This window comes from Delftia sp. RIT313 (assembly GCF_000632165.1).
Taxonomy (GTDB): Bacteria; Pseudomonadota; Gammaproteobacteria; order Burkholderiales; family Burkholderiaceae_C; genus Comamonas; species Comamonas acidovorans.
In genome coordinates this window covers 1-26,188 of sequence record NZ_JFYT01000029.1, presented here as the reverse complement: position 1 = coordinate 26,188, position 26,188 = coordinate 1, and the positions used below count along the sequence as shown (strand labels likewise).

Sequence of the window (26,188 nt, the reverse complement as noted above, 5' to 3'; positions counted from 1 at the left end):
GCCCGGCCGGGCAGGCCCCGCTTTGCTCTTCTCTTCAAGAAAACCAAGATGAAATCCGTTTCTTCCATGACGGCCGCTGGTGCCGTTCCCCGTTTCTCTCTGGCCGCACTGCTGTCGCTGGCGGCCGCATCCTGCCATGCGCAGGCCGAGACCTCCCCCGTCAGCGCTGCCAGTGCCGATGCCCAGCAATCGCCCGCACCCGCCTACGCCCTCACCGGCAGCGTGACGCTGCTCAGCGACTACCGTTTCCGTGGCATCTCGCAAAGCTGGATGGGGCCTGCGCTGCAGGGCGGGCTGGAGCTGTCGCTGCCGCGCGGCGCCTACCTGGGCGTGTCCGGCTCCAGCGTGTCGCGCCACAGCTATCTGGATGGCCGCGCGCTGGAGCTGGACCTGTACGGCGGCTGGCGTACCGAGCTGCTGCCGGGCTGGACGGGCGACATCGGCCTGCTGCACTACAACTACCCCGGCGCGCGCGTGCCCCGCGGGGATGGCAGCGGCGGCGTGCGCTACGACACCACCGAGGCCTATCTGGGCGTCACCAACGGCGGCTTCAGCGCCAAATGGTCGCTGGCGCTCACGCCTTACTTCGGGCTGCGCGACAGCACGGCGGCCACGGCCTTTGCCGAGGCGCTTCCCGGCAGCGGCAGCTCACGCGGCAGCAGCTATCTGGACCTGAACTACCAGCACCCGTTGGGCGACTGGGCCGTGCTGGGCCTGCATGCCGGCCACACGCAGGTGCGCAACTACAGCGAACTGTCGTATGCCGACTGGCGCGTCTCGCTGGCCCGCAGCTGGGGCCCCTGGACGGCCACGCTGGCCTGGGCCGGCACCTCGGCCGACACGCGCTACTACCGCGCGGCCAACGCGGCGGGCCAGATGCAAAGCCTGGGGCGCAGCGGCTGGGTGCTGTCGCTGTCGGCGGCGTTCTAGTGTGGGAGCACGCTCTGGTGCTAGGCTGAGAACCATGCCCATTTCGTCCTCTGCCGAGCCGGCGCCGCCCGGTCTGCCGCGCCCCGATCCCGACGCCCTGGTCGCTCGCCTGCGCCATGAGCGGGCGCAGGAGGGCCGGGGCAAGCTGCGCATCTACTTCGGATCGAATGCAGGCGTGGGCAAGACCTACGCCATGCTGGCCGCCGCTCAGCGCGAACGCCAGGGGGGCCGCGAGGTTCTGGTGGGACTCGTGGAAACCCATGGCCGCAAGGAAACGGCGCAGCAGCTGCATGGCCTGGAGCAGTTGCCGCTGCGCGAGCTGCCGCACCAGGGGCGGACGCTGCGCGAGTTCGACCTGGATGCGGCGCTCGCGCGGCGGCCGCGCGTGCTGCTGCTCGATGAACTGGCGCACAGCAATGCGCCGGGTTCGCGCCATCCCAAGCGCTGGCAGGACGTGCAGGAGCTGCTGGACGCAGGCATCGATGTCTGGACCACGATCAACGTGCAGCACCTGGAAAGCCTGAACGACGTGGTGGGCGGCATCGTCGGCATCACGGTGCGCGAGACCGTGCCCGACCAGATCTTCGACGATGCCGACGAGGTCATCGTCGTCGACATCTCGCCCGACGAACTGCTGCGCCGGTTGAAGGACGGCAAGGTCTACATGCTGGAGCAGGCCGAGCGGGCCTCACGCAACTTCTTCAGGCGCGGCAACCTGCTGGCGCTGCGCGAGCTGGCGCTGCGCCGCACGGCCGACCGCGTGGACGAGGACATGCGCGACTACCGGCGCGAGCGCTCCATAGGCACGGTATGGCCTGCGCGTGAGCGCCTGCTGGTGGCCGTGGCAGGACACGCGGGCGACGACGCCCTGGTGCGCCAGGTTGCGCGCATGGCGCGCCGGCTCGATGCGGACTGGATGGTGGTCTACGTGGACGCGCCCCAGCGCCAGCACCGCCCGCGCAGCGTGCAGGCCGCCGTGCTCAAGACCCTGGCCCTGGCCGCGCGCCTGGGCGCCGAGACGGCCACGCTGCCGGGCGCCGATGTGGCCGAGGCCCTGGTCGCTTTCGCGCGCGAGCGCAACGCCAGCCGCCTGGTGCTGGCCCAGCCGCCGCGCCCGGCATGGTCGCCCTGGCGCTGGTGGGGCCGCAGCCTGCCTGACCGCATCGTCCAGCTGCATCCCGACATCGACGTGCTCGTGCTCTCCGGGGGCTCCAGCGCGGCCCGGACCGAGGCCGCGCCTGCCGCACCGCTGCGGCGCAGGCCGCTGCCCTGGAAGGGCTATGCCGGCGTGACCCTGGCCTGCTTGACCGCCACGGTGCTGGCCGAGCAGCTGCTGCGCATCTTCGACCCGGCCAACGTGGTGATGCTGTTCCTGCTCATCGTCGTGCTGTCTTCGTTGCGCTGGGGGCGTGGCCCGGGCGCCTGGGCGGCGCTGCTGTCGGTACTGTGCTTCGACTTTTTCTTCGTGCCTCCGCGCGGATCCTTCCATGTCAACGACACGCAGTACCTGTTCACCTTCGTGCTGATGCTGGGCGTGGCCCTGGTCTGCGGCCAGCTCATGGCGCGGCTGCGCCACGAGGCGCGCGTGGCGGCCGAGCGCGAGCGGCGCGCGGGCGCCCTGGCGCGGCTGGCGCGCGACCTGTCGGGTGCGCTCACGCAGGAGCAGGTGGTGGAGATTGCGCTGCGCACGGTCTCGGGCGTGTTCGACGCCCAGGCCGGGCTGCTGCTGCCCGATGCCGACGAGCGCCTGCGGCCCGCGGGCGGTGGCCCCTGCCCCATGGACGACAGCATTGCGCGCTGGGCCATGGACCATGGCCAGCAGGCCGGCCAGGGCACGGACACGCTGCCGGCCGCACCGGCCCGCTATGTGCCGCTGGCGGCACCCGTGCGCATGCGCGGCGTGCTGGTGCTGCAGCTGCGTGCGCCGCAGCGCCTGGAGGTGCCCGAGGAGCAGCGCCTGCTGGAGGCCTGTGCCAGCCAGGTGGCGCTGGCGCTGGAGCGCCAGCACTTCGTGGCCGTGGCCCAGCAGACCCAGATCGCCATGGAGGGCGAGCGCATGCGCAACACCCTGCTGTCGGCCGTCTCGCACGACCTGCGCACCCCGCTGACCACCATCCTGGGCGCGGCCGAGGCCGCGCAGCGCCATGTGCCGCCGGGCGGCGCGGCCGACATGCTGGAGCAGGTCCGCATCCAGGCGCAGGCCATGCAGCGCCTGGTGGAGAACCTGCTGGACATGGCGCGCCTGCAGCAAGGCGGCGTGCACCTGCAGCGCGAATGGCTGCCGCTGGACGAAGTGGTGGGCAGCGCGCTGCGCCAGATGCGCGCGCGCCTGGGCCAGCATCCCGTGAGCACCGACGTGCCCGCCAGCCTGCCGCTGCTGCAGCTCGATGCCCTGCTCATGGAGCGCGTGCTGGTCAACCTGCTGGACAACGCCGCCAAGTACACGCCGGCCGGCACACCGCTGGCCATCAGTGCGCGCGTGCAGGATGGCGAACTGCTGCTGTCCGTGCGCGATGGCGGGCCGGGCCTGCCATCCCACCTGCCGGTGGAGACGCTGTTCGAGCCCTTCACGCGCGGCACGGCCGAGTCCACCGTCTCGGGCATCGGCCTGGGCCTGGCGCTGGTGCGCAGCATTGTCGAGGCGCATGGCGGGCGCATCGAGGCTGCCGCCGCACGGCCCGGCCCGGGCACCATCTTCACGCTGCGCTTTCCCGTGCCCGAGCAGCCTGCGCTGGATTAGAGTCCCGCCATGCACGAAAGCACCCCATGAGCACGCCCGCCAACCGCATCCTGATGATCGAGGACGACCCCGGCATCCGCCGCTTCGTGCGCCTGGTGCTGGAAGACGAAGGCTGGCAGGTCTTCGAGGCCGACAGCGCGCGCCGCGGCCTGATCGAGGCCGCCAGCCGCCAGCCCGACCTGGTCATCCTCGACCTGGGCCTGCCGGACGCCGATGGCAAGCAGGTCCTGACCGAGCTGCGCGGGTGGTCCTCCGTGCCCGTGCTCGTGCTCTCCGCGCGCGAGCGTGAGGACGAGAAGGTGGCCGCATTGGATGCCGGCGCCGACGACTACCTGGTCAAGCCCTTCGGCGTGCCCGAGCTGCTGGCCCGGCTGCGCGTGATGCTGCGCCGCCGCCAGCAGCTGGGCGCCGCCGGTGGGGCGGGCGGCACCGCCGCGTCCAGCAAGGTGCACTTCGGCCCGGTGCAGGTGGACCTGGCCACGCATGAGGTGCGGCGCGCGGGGCAGCCGGTGCACCTCACGCCCATCGAATTCCGCCTGCTGGCGGCCCTGATCGCCGCCCAGGGCCGTGTGATGACCCACCGCCAGCTGCTGCTGCAGGTCTGGGGCCCCGAGTACCTGAGCCGCGCCCACTACCTGCGCGTGCACATGGCCAATCTGCGCCAGAAGATCGAGGACGAGCCGGCCCAGCCGCGCCACCTGGTGACCGAGCTGCAGGTGGGCTACCGGCTTGTGGGGCTGGGCGGTGAGGCATCCCCGGGATCGGTATAATCGGCGCCTCTCCGAGGAGCGTTGCAGCGGCCCCCACACATCAGGCGTGGTCGCGAGGCTCGGAGTCATACCTGCAACGACGCTCGCCCACGCTTTCTGTGCGGTGAGCTTTTTTTCGTCTCCCGCAGAACGTGGTTTTTCATTCATCTTTTGGAGAAAACCATGAACGCTGCTGTTCGTCCCGTTTCCGCCGACACGGCCATCGCTGACATTTCCCTCGCTGCCTGGGGCCGCAAGGAAATCCTGATCGCCGAAACCGAAATGCCCGGCCTGATGGCCACGCGCGAGGAATTCGCCGCTGCCCAGCCCCTCAAGGGCGCGCGCATCACCGGCTCGCTGCACATGACCATCCAGACGGCCGTGCTGATCGAGACGCTCAAGGCCCTGGGCGCCGAAGTGCGCTGGGCGTCGTGCAACATCTTCTCGACGCAGGACCACGCTGCTGCCGCCATCGCGGAAACCGGCACGCCTGTGTTCGCCATCAAGGGCGAATCGCTGGCCGACTACTGGGACTACACCCACCGCATCTTTGAATTCGGCGCCGCCGGCACCGAAGGCGAAGGCCCCAACATGATCCTGGACGACGGCGGCGACGCCACCATGCTGCTGCACCTGGGCATGCGCGCCGAAAAGGACCTGTCCGTGCTGGACAACCCCGCCTCCGAAGAAGAGAAGATCGCCTTCGCCGCCATCCGCGCCAAGCTGGCCCAGGACCCCACCTGGTACACGCGCAAGAGCGCCCACATCATCGGCGTGACCGAAGAGACCACGACCGGCGTGCACCGCCTCAACGAGATGTCGGCCAAGGGCACGCTGAAGTTCCGTGCCATCAACGTCAACGACTCCGTCACCAAGAGCAAGTTCGACAACCTCTACGGCTGCCGTGAATCGCTGGTGGACGGCATCAAGCGCGCCACCGACGTGATGATCGCCGGCAAGGTTGCCGTGGTGGCCGGCTACGGCGACGTGGGCAAGGGCTGCGCCCAGGCGCTGCGCGCGCTGTCGGCCCAGGTCTGGGTCACCGAGATCGATCCCATCAACGCCCTGCAGGCGGCCATGGAAGGCTACAAGGTCGTGACCATGGAGTGGGCAGCCGACAAGGCCGACATCTTCGTGACCACCACCGGCAACCGCGACATCATCCGCCACGAGCACATGGTGGCCATGAAGAACGAAGCCATCGTCTGCAACATCGGCCACTTCGACAACGAGATCGACGTCGCCTCCATCGAGCAGTACCAGTGGGAAGAGATCAAGCCCCAGGTGGACCACATCACCTTCCCTGACGGCAAGAAGATCATCCTGCTGGCCAAGGGCCGCCTGGTGAACCTGGGTTGCGCCACCGGCCACCCCAGCTTCGTGATGAGCGCCTCGTTCGCCAACCAGACCATCGCCCAGATCGAGCTGTTCACCAAGCCCGACGCCTACGAGGTCGGCAAGGTCTACGTGCTGCCCAAGATCCTGGACGAGAAGGTTGCCCGCCTGCACCTGAAGAAGGTCGGCGCCATGCTGACCGAACTGACGGACGGCCAGGCCGCCTACATCGGCGTGAGCAAGCAGGGTCCCTACAAGCCCGAAACTTATCGCTACTAAGCACCCCCTGAGGCGCTGACGCGCCTTCCCCCTCTCTATCCGCTTCGCGGAGGAGGGGGACGACGCCCTCGCTGCGGGGCGGCCCTTGCTTGGCGTCCCTGAGTTGGGTCGCGCCGGTTTCGGGCATTAGTCAACTGAGATTTCCTGGAGCGACGCTATGCGCGCAGATGTATTTTTGGTGGAAGCCGGCCATGCGGCCACGCGCTCGCAGGCGCAGCGGCTGATTGCGGGTGGCGTGCAATGGCGCATGACGCCGCTGACGCCTTGGAAGAAGGTTGCCAAGAACGGCGACGAGATTCCTGCGGGTGCCGAGCTGCAGTTGCTGGACGGGGCCGAGGCCCGGTTCATCTCGCGCGGCGGGCTGAAGCTGGAAGGCGCGCTGGCGGCCACCAAGCTGTCGGTGCAGGGCCTGCGCTGCCTGGACGTGGGCCAGAGCACGGGCGGTTTCACTGACTGCCTGCTGCAGGAGGGCGCCGCCCAGGTCATCGGCGTGGACGTGGGCCATGGCCAGTTGCATGACCGGCTGCGCTCGGATGTGCGTGTGATCTGCGTCGAGGGTGTCAATGCCCGCGCGGTGACGGCCGAGGGCCTGCAGGAGTCCTGCGAGGAAGTGCTGTCCGAACGCTGGGAAGAAGATCCCGACGACAACGACACCCAGCCCGTGGCGCCCTATGCCTGGATGCGCAACGGCGGTCTGGTCGATGAAGACTACGACGACAGCGACGACGCCAAGGAAAAAGAGATCGAGGCCTTCAAGGCCGAGCGCGCGGCCAAGGGCAAGGCCCGGGAAGAAGGCACGGTGGCCACGCAGCGCCGCCGCCGCGCCGAGTTTGCCGACGTGGACATCACGCCGCAGTTCGACTTCGTCACGGGCGATCTGTCCTTCATCTCGCTGACCCTGGTGCTGCCGGCCGTCACGCGCCTGCTCAAGCCGCATGGCCAGCTGCTGATGCTGGTCAAGCCGCAGTTCGAACTGCAGCCGGGCCAGGTCGGCAAGGGTGGCATCGTGCGCGACGCAGCCCTGTTCACCGAGGTGGAGCAGCGCATCCGCACCTGCCTGGGCGAGCTGGGCCTGGAGGTCAAGGGCTGGATGGAGTCGGCCATCGAAGGCGGTGACGGCAACCGCGAATTCTTCGTGCATGCCCAGCAGGCGGCCGTGGTGAAGGAGCCTGCACAGCCTGAAACGCAGGACGAGGATGAACCCCGTTCGGCCGTGAAAGCCGCGCCCAAGCGCGTGTCCCGCACCGTGCTGCGCGAGCAGCGCAACGAGCGTGTGATCGACACCAGCACCGAGTTCGGCGTGCCCGGACCGGGCCGCGCCAAGCTGCGCAAACGCAACGAATGAAACACTGAGCAGTGAGTCTTACATGAGCTTTCCGATCAGCTTCGAATTCTTCCCGACCAAGACGCCCGAAGGCGCGGCCAAGCATGTGCAGGTGCGCAAGAACCTCTATGCGCGCAAACCCCAGTTCTGCTCCGTCACCTATGGCGCGGGCGGCTCCACGCAGGCCGGCACCTTCAACATGGTGCGTGACATCCAGAGCGAAGGCGTCAGCGCGGCATCGCATTTCTCCTGCGTGGGCGCCACGCACGACAAGGTGCGTGCCGAGCTGCAGGAGCTCAAGGCCATGGGCGTGCGCCGCATCGTTGCGCTGCGCGGCGACCTGCCCAGCGGCTACGGCCTGGGCGGTGAATTCCAGTACGCCAGCGACCTCGTGGAATTCATCCGCCGCGAGTTCGGTGACTGGTTCCACATCGAGGTGGCAGCCTATCCCGAGGTCCATCCGCAGGCGAAATCCCCACATTCCGATCTGGAAGCGTTTGCGGCTAAAGTGCGCGCTGGCGCGGATTCCGCGATCACCCAATATTTCTACAATGCCGACGCCTACTGCCGTTTCGTTGATGCGGCGCGCGGCATGGGGCTTGATGCACCGGTTGTTCCCGGCATCATGCCCATCACCAGCTCTACGCAGCTGATGCGCTTCTCGGACGCCTGCGGCGCCGAGATCCCGCGCTGGATCCGCCTGCGTCTGCAGGCTTACGGAGATGACACGGCGTCCATTCGCGCCTTCGGCCTCGATGTCGTGTCCCGTCTATGCGAGCAGTTGCGCAGCCAGGGCGCTCCCGGGCTGCACTTCTATACGATGAACCAGAGCGTCGCCACGCTGGAAATCTGCGATCGATTGGGCCTTTGAGCGCGCAGCCACTGCGCCGGCCCCGGGCGGCCCTCTAGAACTTGGGAACGGTCAGGCGTTCCCTGGAGGTTTTTGCCCATGGATCGTAATTTTCGACGCCTGCACTGGCGCTGGCTGGCCATGTGTGCCATCACCGCCACCCTGGCTGGCTGCGCACCGGCTCCCGTGGCCGAAACCGATGCCGAGTCCGGCGCCCTGATGGCAGGTTCTGCTGGTTCGGCAGGTGCCGAGGCCATGGCTGAAGGCCAGACGCCTGCGGCCGTTCCCTCCGCAGGCAAGCGCAGCAGCCGCGCCTCGCGGGCCACGCCGCCTGCCAGCAGGTCCGCGGATGCCAGGCCCTCCGAACCGGCTTCGTCCGAAGAGCGTGCTGACACTCCCTCCAATCCCGATTTCGCCCTCGTTCCCTCGCGCGACAGCGACCAGCAAGGCCTGGCTTCCTGGTATGGCCCGGGCCTGCATGGCCGGCTGACGGCCAGCGGCGAGCGTTTCGACAAGGAAGAGCTGACGGCTGCGCACCGCAGCTTCGCCTTCGGCAGCCGTGTCTGCGTGCGCAGCGCCGCGACAGGCAGGACGGTGGTGGTGCGCATCAATGACCGGGGGCCGTTTGCGCCCGGCCGCGTGATCGACCTGAGCCAGGCCGCTGCGCAGGAGCTGGGCATGGTCGGCCTGGGCATCAAGCCCGTGGAGCTGTGGCAGCTCGATGAAGGCGAGGAAGAATGCCCCGAAACCCTGGTCACGGCCAGGAAGGCCGAGTCGCTCAAGAAGACGCAGCAGGCCAAGGGACAGACACAAACACAGGCGCGGACCCAGGTTCAGGCAAAGGCCCCGGTCCGGCCGCGTGTGCAGGCCAAGGCGCCCGCATCCAGGCCCAATGCACGCACGGCCGTGGCCAGCCGTGCCGCCCCTGCCGCCAGGCCGGTGGCGAAGGCCGCAGCGCCCGCCGCAGCCTCGGCCACGGCAGTGGCCTCTGCGGCGTCGAGCTCGCGCTGAACCGTGTTCAGCCGCCGGATTCGAGCGTGAAGGCCGCGTTCTCGTCCTGACCGAGCAGCTTGACCAGCTGCGGCATGGCCGGCTTGAGCTGTTCCTTGAGATTGAACGGCGGATTGATCAGGAACATGCCGCTGGCCGGCAGGCCGCCGCGCTCCGACGTCTTGTTGCTCTTGACCGTGAGCTCCACGTGCAGCCAGCTCTTGCCGGCCTTGGTGGTCATGGTCTTCAGGCGGCGCGGCAGATCGTGCGCCTCGGGGCGCGGGATGATCGGATACCAGACCGCATACGTGCCTGTGGCAAAGCGCTTGAGGCTGTCGGCCGCCATGTCCAGCACCTTGGCGTAGTCGCTCTTGAGCTCGTAGCTGGGGTCGCACAGCACCAGGGCGCGGCGCGACGGTGGCGGCAGGAACTTCTTGATGCCCTCGAAGCCGTCCTCGTGCAGCACGGCCACCTGGCGGCCCGCTTCGAGCTGGGCAATGTTGCCCACCAGCGATCGCATGTCGGTGGGATGCAGCTCGAAGACCTTGAGCTTGTCGCGCTCCTGCACGCGCAGCAGGGACTGGATGATGAAGGGCGAGCCCGGGTAGTTGCGCAACTGCGCGCCCTGGTTGAAGGAGCGCACCGTGGCCAGGTAGGCCTGCAGCACCGGGGCCAGCTCGGCCTCCTTGGCCTGGGCCAGGCGCATGATGCCGTCGGCGGACTCGCCGCTCTTGTTGGCGTAGTCGCCGTCCAGTCGGTACAGGCCGGCGCCGGCGTGCGTGTCCAGCACCGTGAGGGCGGCATCCTTCTGGAGGAGGTATTGCAGGGTGGCGATCAGCACGGTGTGCTTGAGCACATCGGCATGGTTGCCTGCATGGAAGGCGTGGCGGTAACTGAACATAGGCGTATGGTAACCAGCCGCGCTGCCGGGTGGTTGCCCGTGGCGGCTGAAGGATGGGGGCCGGCGCTGAAGACAGGGCGGCGCAAGGGGGATGGCGAAGACCTGCCGTTTTTGTATAATGGAGGGCTTCGCAGCGATTTTAGGGTCCCGCGGCGAAGTTTACATCCCCGCCTAAGAGGCTTCCTTTTTGAAGAAGCGCCGACCGCGGAAAAGGACCCGCCAAACCTTTCTTGAAAGAGAAAACTCATGTCTACATTCAGCGCAAAGCCCGCTGAGGTGCAACACGAGTGGTTTGTGATTGACGCCACCGATAAGGTGCTCGGACGTGTCGCCAGCGAAGTGGCACTCCGTCTGCGCGGCAAGCACAAAGCCATTTACACACCTCACGTTGACACCGGCGACTTCATCGTCATCATCAACGCCTCCAAGCTCAAGGTCACCGGCACCAAGAACCTGGACAAGGTGTACTACCGCCACTCTGGTTTCCCCGGCGGCATCACTGCCACCAACTTCCGCGACATGCAGGCCAAGTTCCCCGGCCGTGCTCTGGAAAAGGCCGTCAAGGGCATGCTGCCCAAGGGTCCCCTGGGCTACGCAATGATCAAGAAGCTCAAGGTGTACGGCGGTGCTGAGCATCCCCACACCGCCCAGCAGCCCAAGGCTCTGGAAATCTAAGGAGACCTAGATGATTGGTGATTGGAACAATGGCACCGGCCGTCGCAAATCCAGCGTCGCGCGCGTGTTCCTGAAGAAGGGCTCCGGCAAGATTACCGTGAATGGCAAGGACATTCAGGAATACTTCGGCCGCGAAACCTCGATCATGATCGCAAAGCAGCCCCTGGCTCTGACGAGCAACCTGGAAGCTTTCGACATTCAAGTGAACGTCCACGGTGGTGGTGAATCCGGCCAGGCCGGCGCTACCCGCCACGGCATCACCCGCGCCCTGATCGACTATGACGCAGCGCTCAAGCCCGTCCTGAGCCAAGCCGGCTTCGTGACGCGCGACGCTCGTGAAGTCGAACGTAAGAAGGTCGGCCTGCGCTCCGCACGCCGCGCCAAGCAGTTCTCCAAGCGTTAATCCGCTGGCACTGCAGGAAAGTCCTCCGGGGCTTTCCCCAGAAAAAAACCGCCTTTGCCGGCGGTTTTTTTCTGGGCGATGCAAACCCTTCGCATTCACCTTCGCCGTTGGTGGCCAATGCCCCCACTTGCACTGTCGTCAAGCCGGCGGCCCCGGGAATTCCCGAGCCCTTTGCTGTACCATTCGGGCCAATTGAGAACTTCGGAGTATCCCCATGAGCGCCGTCGCAGAAATCACCGAAACCACCACCGCCGAAATGCCCACCCCGATCGTCTTCACCGACAGCGCAGCTGCCAAGGTGGCCGATCTGATCGCCGAGGAAGGCAACCCTGACCTGAAGCTGCGCGTGTTCGTGCAGGGCGGCGGCTGCTCGGGCTTCCAGTACGGCTTCACCTTCGACGAGATCACCAACGACGACGACACGACCATGACCAAGAATGGCGTGTCGCTGCTGATCGACGCCATGAGCTACCAGTACCTGGTGGGTGCCGAGATCGACTACAAGGAAGACCTGCAGGGCGCGCAGTTCGTGATCAAGAACCCCAACGCATCCACCACCTGCGGCTGCGGATCGAGCTTCTCGGTGTAAGCCTTGTCGGCCGCGCTGCAGTGAAGCCCGCAGCAGCCCGCCGCACAACACGCCACCAACCGCCGCGCAGCAATGCGCAGGCGGTTTTTTAACGCCTGCGCCCTTCCTGCCTTGCCATGATTCCTGAAGACAAAAGCGCTTCCGCCTCCTCCACATCCTCCTCGCGTTCGGTGCTGCTATGGCTTGTGGCCATCGGCTTTTTCATGCAGACGCTGGACGGCACCATCGTCAACACCGCGCTGCCCACCATGGCCGAGGCCCTGGGCGAGAGCCCGCTGCGCATGCAGTCGGTCATCGTCGCCTACTCGCTGACCATGGCCATGCTGATCCCGGCCTCGGGCTGGATGGCCGACCGCTTCGGCACGCGGCGCGTCTACCTGTGGGCGATTGCGCTGTTCGTGCTGGGCTCGGTGATGTGCGCGATTGCGCCCAACCTGCAGCTGATGGTGGCCGCGCGCGTGCTGCAGGGCATGGGCGGGGCACTGCTCATGCCGGTGGGGCGGCTGGCCGTGCTGCGCGCCTTTCCGCGCGAGCAGTTCCTCAAGGCCATGAGCTTCGTGGCCATCCCCGGCCTGGTCGGTCCGCTGATCGGCCCTACGCTGGGCGGCTGGATGGTGGAGTACGTGAGCTGGCACTGGATCTTCCTGGTCAACGTGCCCGTGGGCCTGATCGGCCTGGCCGCCACGCTGCGCTTCATGCCGGTGGGCGACCGCTTTGCCGTCAAGCGCTTCGACGGCGTGGGCTATGCGCTGCTGGCCTTTGGCATGGTGGCCGTGTCGCTGGCGCTGGACAGCATGTCGGGCAAGGGCATCCATGGCGCCATGGTCTTCGTGCTGCTGATCTTCGGCCTGGCCAGCCTGGCCGCCTACTGGCTGCATGCGCTGCGCCGGCCCGACCCGCTGTTCGCCCCCGAGCTGTTCGCCGTGCGCAGCCTGCGCGTGGGCCTGCTGGGCAACCTGTTCTCGCGCCTGGGCAGCTCCTGCATGCCCTTCCTGATCCCGCTGGTGCTGCAGGTCTGCCTGGGCTTTTCGCCGCTGCAGGCCGGCATGATGATGCTGCCCACGGTGCTGGCCAGCATGGCCATGAAGCGCCAGACCACCACGCTGATCCAGCGCATCGGCTACCGCCGCGTGCTCATGGGCAACACCCTGGTGCTGTCGCTGATGATCGCCAGCTTCGGTACGGTCTCCACGGCGCTGCCGCTGTGGGTGGTCATCGTCCAGCTGCTGATCTTCGGCGCCACCAACTCCATGCAGTTCACGGCCATGAACACCGTCACGCTCAAGGACCTCGATGCCGGCAACGCCAGCAGCGGCAACAGCCTGCTGTCCATGGTGCAGATGCTGGCCATGGGCATGGGCGTGGCCGCCGCAGGTGCGGTGCTGGCCGGTTTCAGCGAATGGTTCGGCGGCGACACGCCGCAGCACACCCTCAATGCCTTCCGCGCCACCTTTGTCTGCATGGGCGCGGTGACGCTGGCCTCGACCATGATCTTCTCGCAGCTCGGCGACGATGAGGATGTGCGGCCCAAGCCTCTGGAGCCGGCCGAGCACGAGTGAGGGCTGTGCATAGCTTTTGAACCCTGAACCGCTGGAATCCACACTTTTGTTGCGGGTTTACCCTTGTTTTTGGCAAGGATATATGGCAGTCCGCATAGGAAATATCGAGGCCGTCTTATGCGTTTGGGCGGGGCTGGACTTAATCTCGGGTACATCCGCAGGACTTACGCAAGCAAGAACGCAAACACGCCATCGCCACAGGGCCAGCGGCTTTCTTCCTCGGAATTTGCGTAAGTCGTGATCCGAACAGTCCACGCACCAGCAGTTGCCCCCACGAGCATGAGCCAGAGCCCCAGTTCCCAACCCATCCGCTTCTATCACCGCGGCCAGATCGTCGAGGTACAGGGGCCGCATCCCACGCGCTCGGTGCTCGACTGGCTGCGCGGCGACGCGCGCTGCACCGGCACCAAGGAGGGCTGCAACGAAGGTGACTGCGGCGCCTGCACGGTGGTCATCGCCGAGCTGGCCGAAGACGGCGCGCCCGACGCCGTGGGCGGCCTGCAGCTGCAGACGGTCAATGCCTGCATCCAGTTCCTGCCCACGCTGCATGGCAAGGCGCTGTTCACGGTGGAGGACGTCAAGGGCCAGTGCGCCGGCAAGCAGGGCTGTGCCACCGGCAAGCCCGCAGGCGGTGCCGAGCTGCACCCCGTGCAGCAGGCGCTGGTGGACTGTCACGGCTCGCAGTGCGGCTTTTGCACGCCGGGCTTCGTGATGTCGCTGTGGTCGGCCTACGAGCACCACCAGCAGGCCGGCACGCGCCCCTCGCGCCAGCAGCTGGCCGACGAGCTGTCGGGCAATCTGTGCCGCTGCACGGGCTACCGTCCCATCCTGGACGCAGGCCAGCGCATGTTCGACCTGCCCGCCACGCGCATGGCCACCGACCCCGTGGTGCAGGCACTGCAGGGCCTGCGCGCGCAGGATGCCGGCTTGGACTACGCCGCGCCCAACGCCGCCCAGGGTGGCCGTGTGGACAGCTTCCACGCTCCGCGCACGCTGGATGAGCTGGCCGCCGTGTGCGAGGCCAAGCCCCGCGCGCGCCTGCTGGCAGGCTCCACCGATGTGGGGCTGTGGGTGACCAAGCAGTTCCGCGACCTGGGTGACATCGTCTATGTGGGCGACGTGGCCGAGATGAAGCGCGTCGAGGAGCGCCGCGGCGTGGGCAGCCTGGAAGGCGGCGAGCTGTACATAGGCGCCGGTGCCTCGCTGGAATCGGCCTGGTCCGCGCTGTCGCAGCGCTTCGAGGGGCTGACCGATGTGTGGCTGCGCTTTGCCTCCGTGCCCATCCGCCATGCGGGCACCATGGGCGGCAACGTGGCCAATGGCTCGCCCATTGGCGACTCGCCGCCCGTGCTGATGGCGCTGGACGCGCAGATCGAGCTGCGCAAGGGCGCACGCGTGCGCCGCATGCCGCTGCATGACTTCTATCTGGACTACATGAAGAACCAGCTGGAACCGGGCGAGTTCGTGCAGGCATTGGCCGTGCCGCTGGACGCTGCACGGCGCCAGACCCGTGCCTACAAGATCAGCAAGCGCTTTGACTGCGACATCTCGGCGCTGTGCGCGGGGCTGGCCATCGAGCTCGATGGCGAGGTGGTGAAGTCCGCCCGCCTGGCCTTTGGCGGCATGGCCGCCGTGGTCAAGCGTGCGGCCCTGGCGGAGGCGGCCATCGTGGGCCAGCCCTGGGACCAGGCCGCAGTGAAGGCCGCCCAGGCCGCGCTGGCCCAGGACTTCAAGCCCATGTCCGACATGCGCGCCAGCGCCGACTACCGGCTCAAGGTGGCGCAGAACCTGCTGCAGCGCCTGTGGCTGGAGACACGTCCGCAGCAGCCGCTGCCGCTGCAGGCCACCAGCGTCTGGAGCGTGATGCCCCACGCAGTGCACCAAGGAGCCTGAAATGAACCGCCCCATCGATCCCTCCCTGCTGCACTCGTCCGAGGCCTTTGCGCATTACCTGAAGAACACCGCCTTCCGCGTGGACGAGCGTGCCGAGGCCGGCGCCCACACCCAGGGCCAGCGCGTGGGCATCAGCCGCCCGCATGAGTCGGCCCATCTGCATGTGGCCGGCGAGGCCGCCTACATCGACGACCTGCCCGAGCTGGACGGCACGCTGCACTGTGCGCTGGGCCTGTCGCCCGTGGCCAATGGCCGGCTCAATGCGCTCAGGCTGGATGCCATCCGCGCCATGCCCGGCGTGGTGGCCGTGCTCACGGGCGAGGACATTCCCGGCGTCAACGACTGCGGCTCCATCATCCACGACGACCCCATCCTGTGCAGCGGCGAAATCCGCTACCTGGGCCAGCCGCTGTTCGCCGTGATCGCCGAGAGCCGCGAGGCGGCGCGCCTGGCTGCGGCCCAGGCCAAGGCGGCAGCCGACATCACGGCCGAGCCGCCCGTGCTCACGCCCCAGCAGGCGCATGAGCTGGGCCAGTACGTGCTGCCGCCCATGCACCTGGCGCGCAGCACGAATGAAGGCGGCGCGCGCCGCGCCATGGACGAGGCGCCGCACCGCCTGAAGTCATCGTTCTACGTGGGCGGCCAGGAGCAGTTCTACCTGGAAGGCCAGATCAGCTACGCCATTCCCAAGGAGGACGGCGCCGTCCACCTGTACTGCTCCACCCAGCACCCCAGCGAGATGCAGCACCTGGTGGCGCATGCGCTGGGCGTGGCCTCGCACGCCGTGCATGTGGAGTGCCGCCGCATGGGCGGCGGCTTCGGCGGCAAGGAGTCGCAGTCGGCCCTGTTCGCCTGCGTGGCCTCGGTGGCCGCGACGCGGCTGCGCCGCCCCGTCAAGCTGCGCCTGGACCGCGATGACGACTTCATGATCACGGGCCGCCGCCACTGCTTCTGGTACGAGTACGAGGTGGGCTACGACGACGAGGGCCGCATCCTCGGCGCCGAGATCTCCATGGTCTCGCGCGCCGGCCACTCGGCCGACCTGTCCGGCCCCGTGATGACGCGCGCGCTGTGCCACTTCGACAACACGTATTGGCTGCCCGATGTGTCCATGCACGGCTACTCCGGCAAGACCAATACGCAGAGCAACACGGCGTTCCGCGGCTTCGGCGGCCCGCAGGGCGCGATCGCCATCGAGAACATCATGGAGACGGTGGCGCGCGAGCTGGGGCGCGATGCGCTCGATGTGCGCCGCGTCAACTTCTACGGCAAGACCGAGCGCAATGTCACGCCCTATAGCCAGGTCGTGACCGACAACGTGATCCACGAGCTGGTGGCCGAGCTGGAGACCTGCAGCGACTACCGCGCGCGCCGCGATGCCATCGCCGAGTTCAACGCGGCCAGCCCCGTGCTCAAGCGCGGCCTGTCGCTGACGCCGCTCAAGTTCGGCATCTCCTTCAACGTCAAGCACTTCAACCAGGCTGGCGCCCTGGTCCATGTCTACAACGACGGCTCCATCCTCGTGAACCACGGCGGCACCGAGATGGGCCAGGGCCTGAACACCAAGGTGGCCCAGGTCGTGGCGCATGAGCTGGGCGTGGGCTTCGGTCGCGTGCGCGTCACGGCCACCGACACCACCAAGGTGGCCAACACCTCGGCCACGGCGGCATCGACGGGGGCTGACCTCAACGGCAAGGCCGCGCAGGACGCGGCGCGCCAGATCCGCGAACGCCTGGCCGCCTGCGCCGCAGAGCGCCATGGCGGCCGCGCCGAGGACGTGCGCTTTGCCAACGACCAGGTCCACGTCAACGGCAAGGTGCTGGATTTCAAGGCCGTGGTGGGCGAGGCCTACATCGAGCGCGTGCAGCTGTGGTCCGACGGCTTCTATGCCACGCCCGGCCTGTCGTGGAACAAGGACACCATGCAGGGCCGGCCCTTCTTCTACTACGCCTACGGCGCCGCCGTGAGCGAGGTGGTGGTGGACACGCTGACCGGCGAGTTCAAGCTGCTGCGCGCCGACGTGCTGCATGACGTGGGCCGCTCGCTGAACCCCGCCGTGGACGTGGGCCAGGTCGAGGGCGCCTTCATCCAGGGCATGGGCTGGCTGACCACGGAAGAGCTGGTCTGGCACCCGCAAAGCGGCAAGCTCACCACGCACGCGCCCAGCACCTACAAGATCCCGACGGCCAACGACTGCCCGCCCGTGTTCAACGTGCGGCTGTTCGAGGGCGACAACTTCGAGGACTCCATCCACCGCAGCAAGGCCGTGGGCGAGCCGCCGCTGCTGCTGCCGTTCTCGGTGTTCTTCGCCATCCGCGACGCCGTCTCGGCCGCGGGCGGGCACCGCAGCAACCCCCCGCTGCAGTCGCCGGCCACGCCTGAATCCATCCTGCGCGCCATCGAGGCCGTGCAGGCCGCCGGGAGCTGAGCGGACCGGCGCCGCCCCCTCATTCCTTGAATCGGCGCGCAGCGATGCGCGCCACCAGGTCCATGGCCGCCCGGCAGGGTGCCATGCCTTGTGCCGGCCTGGACAGCCGGTGCTCAACCCTGGGCGCTTTCACAACCGTTGCGCCCCGCATGCGAAAACAACACGGAGACAATGCGATGAACTGGATGGAACGGGTGTTCAAGCTCAGTGAGCACGGCACCAATGTAAGAACCGAGCTGGTCGCGGGCCTGACGACCTTTCTGACGATGGCCTACATCATCTTCGTCAATCCTTCGATCCTGGGGGATGCGGGGATGCCCAAGGGGGCCGTCTTCGTGGCCACCTGCCTGATCGCGGCGCTGGGCACGACCATCATGGCGCTGTACGCCAACTATCCCATCGCGCTGGCGCCGGGCATGGGCCTGAACGCCTACTTCGCCTACGTGGTGGTGCTGCACATGGGCTTCACCTGGCAGGCCGCGCTGGGCGCGGTCTTCGTCTCGGGCTGCCTGTTCCTGCTGGTGACGCTGTTCGGCCTGCGGGAGCTGATCATCAAGGGCATACCGCAGTCCATACGCATAGCGATCACCGTGGGCATCGGCCTGTTCCTGGCGCTGATCGCGCTCAAGAGCGCGGGCATCGTCGCCGCATCGCCGGCCACCTTCGTGACCCTGGGCGACCTGCACAAGCCCGAAGTCATCCTGGCCTCGGTGGGCTTTCTGATCATCGTGGTGCTGGACCGCCTGAAGGTGCCGGGCGCCATCCTGATCGGCATCGTCGCCGTCACCGTGGCCTCGTTCTTCTTCGCGGGCAACGAGTTCCACGGCGTGTTCTCGGCGCCGCCCTCCATTGCGCCCACCTTCCTGCAGCTGGACATCAAGTCCGCGCTGACGGGCGGCATCCTCAACGTGGTGCTGGTGTTCTTCCTGGTCGAGCTGTTCGATGCGACGGGCACGCTGATGGGCGTGGCCAAGCGCGCCGGCCTGCTGGTGCCCAGCCGCATGGGCCGCTTCAACCGTTCGCTGCTGGCCGACAGCGGTGCCATCTTCGCGGGCTCGCTGCTGGGCACCTCCAGCACCACGGCGTACGTGGAAAGCGCGGCCGGCGTGCAAGCGGGCGGCCGCACGGGCCTGACGGCGCTGACCGTGGCCGTGCTCTTCCTGTGCTGCCTGTTCCTGTCGCCGCTGGCCGGCGTGGTGCCCGGCTACGCCACGGCGCCCGCGCTGTTCTTCGTGGCCTGCCTGATGCTCAAGGAGCTGACCGAGATCGAATGGGGCGAGACCACCGAGGCCATCCCCGCTGCCGTCACGGCCCTGCTCATGCCTTTCACCTACTCGGTGGCCAATGGCCTGGCCTTCGGCTTCATCACCTATGCCGTGCTCAAGCTGTTCACGGGGCGCGCCAAGGAAGTGCACTGGATGGTGTGGCTGATCGGCGGCGTCTTCCTCTTCAAGTTCGTCTATATAGGCGGATAGCACCCCCTGAGGCGCTTACGCGCCTTCCCCCGTATGCACGGCGCCCTCTCTCGCTTCGCGGGAGGGGGACGACGCCCTCGCCGCGAGGCGGCTCTTGCTCGGCGTCCCTGCTTTTGGGCCGCGCCAGTTTCATAGGCTTTGGGCTCAGGCAAGATGTTTGGTGGGCCCATGCTTGGCGGATGCCTTGCATGGTTTTTTTATGCGGGGTGGATGGCGCCCAGGATGCGCGGGCCGCGTGCGCCCGTCACGGCGGGCAGGTTGCCCGGCAAACCCAGAAGGGCCTGGCGTGCCAGCCAGGCGAAGGCGGCGGCTTCCACCTGCTGAGGCGGCAGGCCGCGCGCGGCCGTGGTGTCCACGGCCACGCCGGGCAGCAAGGCGGCGATGCGCTGCATCAGTTGCGTGTTGAAGGCGCCTCCGCCGCAGACCAGAAGCTCGCCGCCGCCACGCCCGAAGCGCTGCACGGCACCGGCGCAGGCGCGGGCCGTGAATTCGGTGAGCGTGGCCTGCACGTCGGCAGGGCGGGCATCGGCGGCGCTGGTCGCACTGGCGGAAAGATGGCCGGCCAGCCAGTCCGCGTGGAACAGGTCGCGCCCCGTGCTCTTGGGCGGCGGCTGCTGCAGGAAAGGCTCGGCCAGCAGGCGGTCGAGCAGGGCGGGCAGCACCTGGCCCGTGGCCGCCCATTGGCCGCCGTCGTCATAGGGCTGGCCCGTGTGCGCCTGGCACCAGCCGTCCATCAGCGCATTGCCGGGGCCGCAGTCGAAGCCCAGCACCGTGCCATCGCCAGCCAGCACGCTGAGGTTGGCGATGCCGCCGATGTTGAGCACCAGCACCGTCTCGCCGGGCCGGCCGAACACGCCCTGGTGGAAGGCGGGCACCAGCGGCGCGCCCTGGCCGCCAGCGGCCACGTCGCGGCTGCGCAGGTCGGCCACGACGGCAACGCCGCTGAGCTCGGCCAGCAGGGCCGGGCTGTTGAGCTGCAGCGTGTAGCCCGTGCCGTCGAACATCTGCGGCCGGTGGCGCACGGTCTGGCCGTGGGCGCCGATGACGGCGATCTGCGCGGGCGCCAGGCCCGTGGCCTGCAGCAGTTCCCGCACCACCTCGGCATAGCTGCGCGCCAGCGCATTGGCCGCCAGCGCCGCGCGGTGGAGCTCGTCGCGGCCATCGGGGGTGTTGAGGGCCAGCAGCTCGGCGCGCAGCGCGGCGTCGAACCCCCGGCTGGCATGCCACAGCACCTGCGTCCCTTCGGCAAAGTCCACGAGAACGCCGTCCACCCCGTCAAGCGAGGTGCCGGACATCAGGCCTATGCAGTAGCGGTGGGCGATGGGGGAGGGGATGGGCTGGTTCATGCCGGCAATGGTAGCCCTGCGGCCTGGGGCCCGCGATCACAAAAGGATGCGCCTGAAACAACAAAGGCTGCCAGGGCAGCCTTTGCGGGATGGGAGCGCGGTGGCTCAGCGTTCGCTGGCCAGGGCCAGTGCTTCGTTCGATGCCTGCAGCTCGATGCGCATCTGCGCGGCCATCTTGTCGAAGGCGGCGCGGCCGGCCTTGGAGACGGGGCGGGCGGCATCGGTGGCCTGGACGATGGTCATGGGATCGCGGTGCTCGCCGTTGACGCGGAACTCGAAGTGCAGGTGCGGGCCGGTGGCCCAGCCCGTGGAGCCCACGTTGCCGATGATGTCGCCCTGTTCCACGCGCTGGCCGCGCGTGACGCCGATGTGGCTCAGGTGGGCGTAGACCGTGGTGTGGTTGTTGGCGTGGTCCACGAAGATCACGTTGCCATAGCCGTTCTGCACACCCGCGAAGGAGACGGTGCCGTCGCCCACGGTACGCACCTTGGTGCCCGTGGCAGCGGCGAAGTCCGTGCCCAGGTGGGCGCGCCAGGTCTTGTGGATGGGGTGCATGCGCATGGCAAAGCCGCTGCTGATGCGCGAGAACTCCACGGGCGAGGTCAGGTAGGCCTGGCGGCGGCTCTTGCCGTCCATGGTGTAGTAGTCGCCCTTGGCCTTGCCTTCGTCCTGGAACCACAGCGCCTGCACGACCTTGCCGTTGTTGTGGAATTCGGCGCTGAGCACGCGGCCTGCGCGCAGCGGCTCGCCATCGGCTTCCAGCGATTCGTAGACCACGGAGAAGCGGTCGCCCTTGCGCAGGCTGCGGCGGAAGTCCACGTCGCCCTGGAAGATGTCGGCCATCTGCATGGCCACGGCGTCGGGGATGGAGGCCGCGTCGGTGGCGGCGAACAGCGAGCTGCGGATGATGCCGCCGGCCAGGCGGGGCGAGGCCGTCAGCTTGCCCGTCTCGATGCGGGTGCTCAGTTCATTGTTCTTGCGCTCGACCACGAGGCGGCGGAAGCTGCCGTCCTCGTCGGGCGCCCAGCGCACGGTCAGCTGCGACAGCTGGTGGTCAGGCGTGGTCTCGGCCGTCACCAGGCGGCCGGCGCGGCCCAGCACATGCTGGCGAACCTGGTCGTTGCCGCGCATGAAGGCGGCGGCGGCCGGATCGGCCACGCCCAGGCGCTGGAGCAGGGTTTCGGCCGTGTCGCTGCCGCGCGTGTATTCGGACCGGTACAGGGACATGCCCTGCACGCTGTCGGTCAGCTCGGCCAGGGTCTGGCCTTCGGCCAGCGATTCCACGGGCGTGGAGAGCATGCGCACCGGCAGGTCGGCAGGATCGGGTCCCAGGTTGGCCACGGCGAAGGCACCGCCGCCGCCCGTGAGCAAGATGGCTGCCAGTGCTGCGGTGACACGCTTGGGGTGTTGCTGGATCACGGAGGTCAGCCGCGCAACAAGAGCACCGCTGGCATGGTTCAAGCCATATTTCACAACATCAGATCCTTGGGTTGCGCGCATCCGGCCCTGCGGGGGCCGGACAGCATCGCAGCGGCGGGATACGCTCTCCAGACGGGCAACAAGTCCGCGCTCTGCGGTGCGGATAGGCGGGCGTCTAGAATTCGCCGCAGCGGGAAAATCCCCGGAGTATACCGACGCAGTCCTACGCGGCCTGGCGAAAAACCCTTATGAATCAATCTGCTGTTACAACATACCCGGTCACCGACGGTGTAAGCCAAGCGCTTGAAACCACCCTGCGCGGCGTGGATGAGCTGCTGCCCCAGGCGGACTGGGTGCAAAAGCTGGCCCGTTCCGAGGCCACCGGCGTGCCGCTGCGCATTAAGCTGGGCCTGGACCCGACGGCGCCCGACATCCATCTGGGCCACACCGTGGTGCTCAACAAGATGCGCCAGCTGCAGGACCTGGGCCACCAGGTGATCTTCCTGATCGGCGACTTCACCACCCTGATCGGCGATCCTTCGGGCCGCAACAGCACGCGCCCGCCGCTGACGGCCGAGCAGATCAAGGTCAACGCCGAGACCTACTACACCCAGGCCGCCAAGGTGCTGGACCCCGCCCGCACCGAGGTGCGCTACAACAGCGAGTGGTGCGACAAGCTGGGCGCGCGCGGCATGATCGAGCTGTCGGCCAAGTACACGGTGGCCCGCATGATGGAGCGCAACGACTTCCACCAGCGCTTCACCGACGGCAGCTCCATCAGCCTGCACGAGTTCCTCTACCCGCTGCTGCAGGGCTATGACTCGGTGGCGCTGCGCGCCGACCTGGAGATGGGCGGCACGGACCAGAAGTTCAACCTGCTCATGGGCCGCCATCTGCAGCAGGAATATGGGCAGGACACGCAGTGCGTGCTCACCATGCCGCTGCTGGTGGGCCTGGACGGCGAGCACAAGATGTCCAAGTCCAAGAACAACTACATCGGCATCACCGAGGACGCCAACACCATGTTCGCCAAGGTGCTGAGCATCTCGGACACGCTGATGTGGAACTGGTACACCCTGCTGTCGTTCAAGAGCCTGGCCGAGATCGCCGCGCTCAAGGCCGAGGTGGAAGGCGGGCGCAATCCCAAGGACGCCAAGGTGCTGCTGGCCAAGGAGATCACGGCGCGTTTTCACAGCGCGGCGCTGGCCGATGCGGCCGAGCAGGATTTCAACAACCGCAGCAAGGGCGGCATTCCCGACCAGATCGACGAGGTCAGCCTGTCGGGCGCGCCGCTGGGCATCGGTGCCCTGCTCAAGCAGGCCAACCTGGCGCCCTCGACCAGCGAGGCCAACCGCCTGATCGACGGCGGCGGCGTGCGCGTGGACGGCACGGCCATCAGCGACCGGGGCCTCAAGCTCGAAGCCGGCACCTATGTGGTGCAGGTGGGCAAGCGCAAGTTTGCGCGCGTGACGCTGGGCTGATGCCCGCGCCGGGCCATGCGCCCGGCTGCACAGGAATGAAGGACGCCGGCATGCCCGCGTCCTTTTTTCATCGCCGGGCCGCACCAAGATGAAAACGGCCCCCTCGGGGGGCAGCGGACCTTGCGCAGCAAGGGGAGCGTGGGGGGGGCATTTTTCAAGCCGGGGGCGATTCGACGGTTTCGCGCGTGACCTCGGCCTGCTCCTGCAGCCACCGGCAGAAGGCGGCCACCTCGGGACGCGCGGCGCTGCGCGGGCCCACGATCAGCCAGTAGGCCAGCGGCGATTCCAGCCGGTGCGCGGGCAGCACCTCGACCAGATCGCCAGCCGCCAGCGCATCGGCCACCAGCGGCAGCCGCGCAATCGCCAAGCCCTGTCCGGCCAGTGCGGCCTGCACGATCTGGTGGGCGTAGTTGAAGTACAGCCAGCGCGGCGGCTGCAGCTGGTCGCAGCCCTGCACGCCGAACCAGCGCTGCCAGCCCAGCCATTCCAGCTGGGGCATGCGGTGGGCGTCGCCGGTCTCGATCAGCGTATAGCGCGCGGCATCGGCCGGCGTCCTGAGCGGCGGGCCGCCGGCCAGCAGGCGCGGGCTGCCCACCACGGCCAGCTGTTCGCCGAACAGGCGCTGCGCCTGGGGCCAGCCGTCGCCCGCGCGGCCGTAGCGCAGGGCCAGGTCCACGTCGGTGGTGTCCAGGTCCATCACGGTGTCGCTGGTGTCGATGCGGATGTCGATATCGGGCCAGGCGCGCTGGAAGGACTCCAGGCGCGGGATCAGCCACATGGCGGCAAAGCTGGCCCAGGTGGTGATGGCCACGCTCTTGCGGCCCACGGTCTGGCGGATCTGGCGCACCGAGGCGTCGATCTGCTCCAGCGCGGGCGCCACCGAGCGCAGCAGCTGGGCGCCGGCCCCGGTCAGCTCCACGGCGCGCGTGTGGCGCAGGAACAGCGGCACGCCGACTTCATCCTCCAGCGACTGGATCTGGCGGCTCACGGCCGACTGCGTCAGCGACAGCTCGTCGGCTGCCGCGCGGAAATTCAGGTGCCGGGCCACGGCCAGGAAGGCACGCAGATGGCCGGCTCCGATGGCGCGTGTGCGCAGCAGGGGAACGGGTGCAGTGGTGGCATGGGGCATGGCGCCGCCAGCATACGTCAATCGTGTGACCGGCCGCAGCCCTTGGCGGGCAGATAATCGGCGGCGTTGCCGGCACAGGTTCTGGCGTTTTGGATGAATCACCTATGACAGCACCTCTGGATCTCGTCATCATGGCCGCGGGCAAGGGCACGCGCATGAAAAGCCGCCTTCCCAAAGTCCTGCAGCGCCTGGCGGGGCGCCCGTTGCTGGGCCATGTGCTGTCCACGGCGGCGCAGCTGGATGCGCGCTCGGCCGTGGTGGTCACGGGCCACGGCGCGGACCAGGTGGAGCCCGCCATGGCGGCGGCCTGCCAGGGCGGCTCCATGGCGCTGAAGTTCGTGCGCCAGGAGCCGCAGCTGGGCACGGGCCACGCGGTGCAGCAGGCCGTGCCCGCGCTGGCGGGCGACGGCATGGTCATCGTGCTCTCGGGCGATGTGCCGCTGACGCAGGCCGACACGCTGCGCGCCCTGGTCGATGCGGCCGATGGCCAGCGGCTGGCGCTGCTGACCGTGCGCCTGCCCGATCCCACGGGATATGGCCGCATCGTGCGCGGCGAAGACGGCACGGTGCAGCGCATCGTCGAGCAAAAGGATGCCAATGACGCCCAGCGCGCCATCCAGGAAATCTACAGCGGCATCATGGCCGTGCCGGCCCGCCACCTGGCCGGCTGGCTGGCCCGCCTGACCAATGACAACGCCCAGGGCGAGTACTACCTGACCGACGTGGTCGCCATGGCCGTGGCCGACGGCGTGCCCGTGGTCGCGCACTGCATTGCCGACCCGGTGCAGGTGGCGGGCGTCAACAGCCCGCTGCAACTGGCCGAGCTGGAGCGCGCCCACCAGGGCGCCCAGGCCCGTGCGCTGATGGAGCAGGGCGTGCGCCTGGCCGACCCCGCGCGCTTTGACCTGCGCGACGACCCGCGCACGGGCCGCGCTGCACGCCTGGCCTGCGGGCAGGATGTGGAGATCGACGTGGGCTGCATCTTCAGCGGCCATGTGGAGATTGGCGAAGGTGCGCGCATCGGCGCCTATTGCAGCATTGCCAACGCCACGATTGCGGCGGGCGCCGTCCTCCATCCGTACACGCATGTCGATGGCGAGAAGGCCGGCGTCAGCGTGGGCGAGGGCGCCCTGGTCGGCCCGTTTGCGCGCCTGCGCCCCGGAGCGCAACTGGGCCGCGAAGTGCACATCGGCAACTTCGTCGAGGTCAAGAACTCCGTGCTGGCCGATGGCGCCAAGGCCAACCACCTGGCCTACCTGGGCGATGCCACGGTGGGCGAGCGCGTCAACTACGGCGCCGGCTCCATCACGGCGAACTACGACGGCGTGAACAAGCACCGCACGGTGATCGAGGCCGACGTGCACATCGGCAGCAACTGCGTGCTGGTGGCGCCCGTCACCATTGGCGCGGGTGGCACGGTGGGCGGCGGCTCCACGGTCACCAAGAGCACCGAGCCCGGCGTGCTCACGGTATCGCGGGGCAGGCAGGTGAGCATCACCAGCTGGAAGCGCCCAGTCAAACTGCCCAAGTCCTGAGACTTCCGAGACACGTGGGCTCGAGGGCCCGCATCGCCGGCGGGTCCCGTACGGGGTACGCCGATTTGCCGAATCTCCTGACCCTGTCCATGCCATGACGGAACCTTTCGCACCCCATCCGCCCCCCGACCCCGCCGCCGACCTGCAGCGTGCGGGGA

20 protein-coding genes and 1 riboswitch are annotated in these 26,188 nt (G+C 68.1%); of the genes, 16 read left to right on the top strand and 4 right to left on the bottom strand.

Features of this window, described 5'->3' with window-relative positions; genetic code table 11:
- The first annotated feature begins 66 nt into the window (after positions 1–66).
- The 7 genes from BW39_RS04705 to BW39_RS04675 all read left to right on the top strand — a co-directional run bounded on the left by BW39_RS04705 (position 67) and on the right by BW39_RS04675 (position 9,218).
- Positions 67–930: a TorF family putative porin gene (locus BW39_RS04705; RefSeq protein WP_043820201.1), complete on the top strand. Its 864-nt coding sequence runs from the start codon at positions 67–69 to the stop codon at positions 928–930.
- 34 nt (positions 931–964) lie between these two features.
- Positions 965–3,670, top strand: a complete 2,706-nt coding sequence (locus tag BW39_RS04700) for a sensor histidine kinase (RefSeq protein ID WP_043820198.1) — start codon at positions 965–967, stop codon at positions 3,668–3,670.
- Positions 3,671–3,696: 26 nt separating this feature from the next.
- Positions 3,697–4,440 (top strand): response regulator, encoded by a 744-nt coding sequence (locus tag BW39_RS04695; protein ID WP_034397322.1) that lies wholly within the window; start codon positions 3,697–3,699, stop codon positions 4,438–4,440.
- 7 nt (positions 4,441–4,447) lie between these two features.
- Positions 4,448–4,532, top strand: a riboswitch (S-adenosyl-L-homocysteine riboswitch).
- A gap of 70 nt (positions 4,533–4,602) precedes the next feature.
- A complete protein-coding gene (gene ahcY, locus BW39_RS04690) occupies positions 4,603–6,033 on the top strand; it encodes an adenosylhomocysteinase (protein WP_013800445.1) in 1,431 nt (476 codons plus the stop codon).
- A 157-nt stretch (positions 6,034–6,190) separates the two neighbouring features.
- Positions 6,191–7,378: a TlyA family RNA methyltransferase gene (locus tag BW39_RS04685; RefSeq protein ID WP_043820196.1), complete on the top strand. Its 1,188-nt coding sequence runs from the start codon at positions 6,191–6,193 to the stop codon at positions 7,376–7,378.
- 22 nt (positions 7,379–7,400) lie between these two features.
- Positions 7,401–8,228 (top strand): methylenetetrahydrofolate reductase [NAD(P)H], encoded by an 828-nt coding sequence (gene metF / locus BW39_RS04680; RefSeq protein WP_034397320.1) that lies wholly within the window; start codon positions 7,401–7,403, stop codon positions 8,226–8,228.
- 78 nt (positions 8,229–8,306) lie between these two features.
- Positions 8,307–9,218, top strand: a complete 912-nt coding sequence (locus tag BW39_RS04675; protein ID WP_043820194.1) for a septal ring lytic transglycosylase RlpA family protein — start codon at positions 8,307–8,309, stop codon at positions 9,216–9,218.
- Between the two features lie 7 nt (positions 9,219–9,225).
- On the opposite strand, the gene BW39_RS04670 is transcribed toward BW39_RS04675, so the two are convergent.
- On the bottom strand, positions 9,226–10,098 hold the full coding sequence (locus BW39_RS04670; protein WP_012207712.1) for a 23S rRNA (adenine(2030)-N(6))-methyltransferase RlmJ: 873 nt from the start codon (positions 10,096–10,098) through the stop codon (positions 9,226–9,228).
- Between the two features lie 246 nt (positions 10,099–10,344).
- Here BW39_RS04670 and rplM point away from each other — a divergent pair, with 246 nt between their 5' ends.
- The 7 genes from rplM (at position 10,345) to BW39_RS04635 (ending at position 19,120) form a co-directional block, all read left to right on the top strand.
- Entirely contained in the window at positions 10,345–10,773 is a 429-nt protein-coding gene (rplM, locus tag BW39_RS04665; protein ID WP_012207711.1) for a 50S ribosomal protein L13, read from the top strand.
- 10 nt (positions 10,774–10,783) lie between these two features.
- Complete coding sequence (gene rpsI / locus BW39_RS04660) at positions 10,784–11,176, top strand: 30S ribosomal protein S9 (protein ID WP_012207710.1); 393 nt, start codon at positions 10,784–10,786, stop codon at positions 11,174–11,176.
- A gap of 214 nt (positions 11,177–11,390) precedes the next feature.
- Entirely contained in the window at positions 11,391–11,765 is a 375-nt protein-coding gene (erpA, locus tag BW39_RS04655) for an iron-sulfur cluster insertion protein ErpA (protein WP_013800449.1), read from the top strand.
- Positions 11,766–11,881: 116 nt separating this feature from the next.
- Positions 11,882–13,324, top strand: a complete 1,443-nt coding sequence (mdtD, locus tag BW39_RS04650; RefSeq protein ID WP_043820192.1) for a multidrug transporter subunit MdtD — start codon at positions 11,882–11,884, stop codon at positions 13,322–13,324.
- 279 nt (positions 13,325–13,603) lie between these two features.
- Positions 13,604–15,217, top strand: coding sequence for a xanthine dehydrogenase small subunit (gene xdhA / locus BW39_RS04645; protein WP_043820189.1), 1,614 nt, complete (start codon positions 13,604–13,606; stop codon positions 15,215–15,217).
- A 1-nt stretch (position 15,218) separates the two neighbouring features.
- A complete protein-coding gene (xdhB, locus tag BW39_RS04640) occupies positions 15,219–17,645 on the top strand; it encodes a xanthine dehydrogenase molybdopterin binding subunit (protein WP_016448453.1) in 2,427 nt (808 codons plus the stop codon).
- A 176-nt stretch (positions 17,646–17,821) separates the two neighbouring features.
- Positions 17,822–19,120: an NCS2 family permease gene (locus tag BW39_RS04635; RefSeq protein ID WP_013800453.1), complete on the top strand. Its 1,299-nt coding sequence runs from the start codon at positions 17,822–17,824 to the stop codon at positions 19,118–19,120.
- Between the two features lie 197 nt (positions 19,121–19,317).
- Here the strand turns inward: BW39_RS04635 and BW39_RS04630 are convergent, their stop codons facing one another.
- Positions 19,318–20,466 (bottom strand): anhydro-N-acetylmuramic acid kinase, encoded by a 1,149-nt coding sequence (locus tag BW39_RS04630; RefSeq protein WP_043820187.1) that lies wholly within the window; start codon positions 20,464–20,466, stop codon positions 19,318–19,320.
- A gap of 105 nt (positions 20,467–20,571) precedes the next feature.
- The gene (locus BW39_RS04625) at positions 20,572–21,966 is read right to left on the bottom strand and encodes a peptidoglycan DD-metalloendopeptidase family protein (protein WP_012207703.1); all 1,395 of its coding nucleotides are present in this window, start codon (positions 21,964–21,966) and stop codon (positions 20,572–20,574) included.
- Positions 21,967–22,133: 167 nt separating this feature from the next.
- Here BW39_RS04625 and tyrS point away from each other — a divergent pair, with 167 nt between their 5' ends.
- Positions 22,134–23,366 (top strand): tyrosine--tRNA ligase, encoded by a 1,233-nt coding sequence (tyrS, locus tag BW39_RS04620; protein WP_012207702.1) that lies wholly within the window; start codon positions 22,134–22,136, stop codon positions 23,364–23,366.
- A gap of 154 nt (positions 23,367–23,520) precedes the next feature.
- Here the strand turns inward: tyrS and BW39_RS04615 are convergent, their stop codons facing one another.
- Positions 23,521–24,495 (bottom strand): LysR substrate-binding domain-containing protein, encoded by a 975-nt coding sequence (locus BW39_RS04615; RefSeq protein ID WP_043820185.1) that lies wholly within the window; start codon positions 24,493–24,495, stop codon positions 23,521–23,523.
- Between the two features lie 104 nt (positions 24,496–24,599).
- Here BW39_RS04615 and glmU point away from each other — a divergent pair, with 104 nt between their 5' ends.
- Positions 24,600–26,030 carry a bifunctional UDP-N-acetylglucosamine diphosphorylase/glucosamine-1-phosphate N-acetyltransferase GlmU gene (glmU, locus tag BW39_RS04610; protein ID WP_034397314.1) on the top strand — a complete coding sequence of 477 codons (1,431 nt, stop codon included), beginning with the start codon at positions 24,600–24,602 and terminating at the stop codon, positions 26,028–26,030.
- The last annotated feature ends 158 nt before the right edge of the window (positions 26,031–26,188 follow it).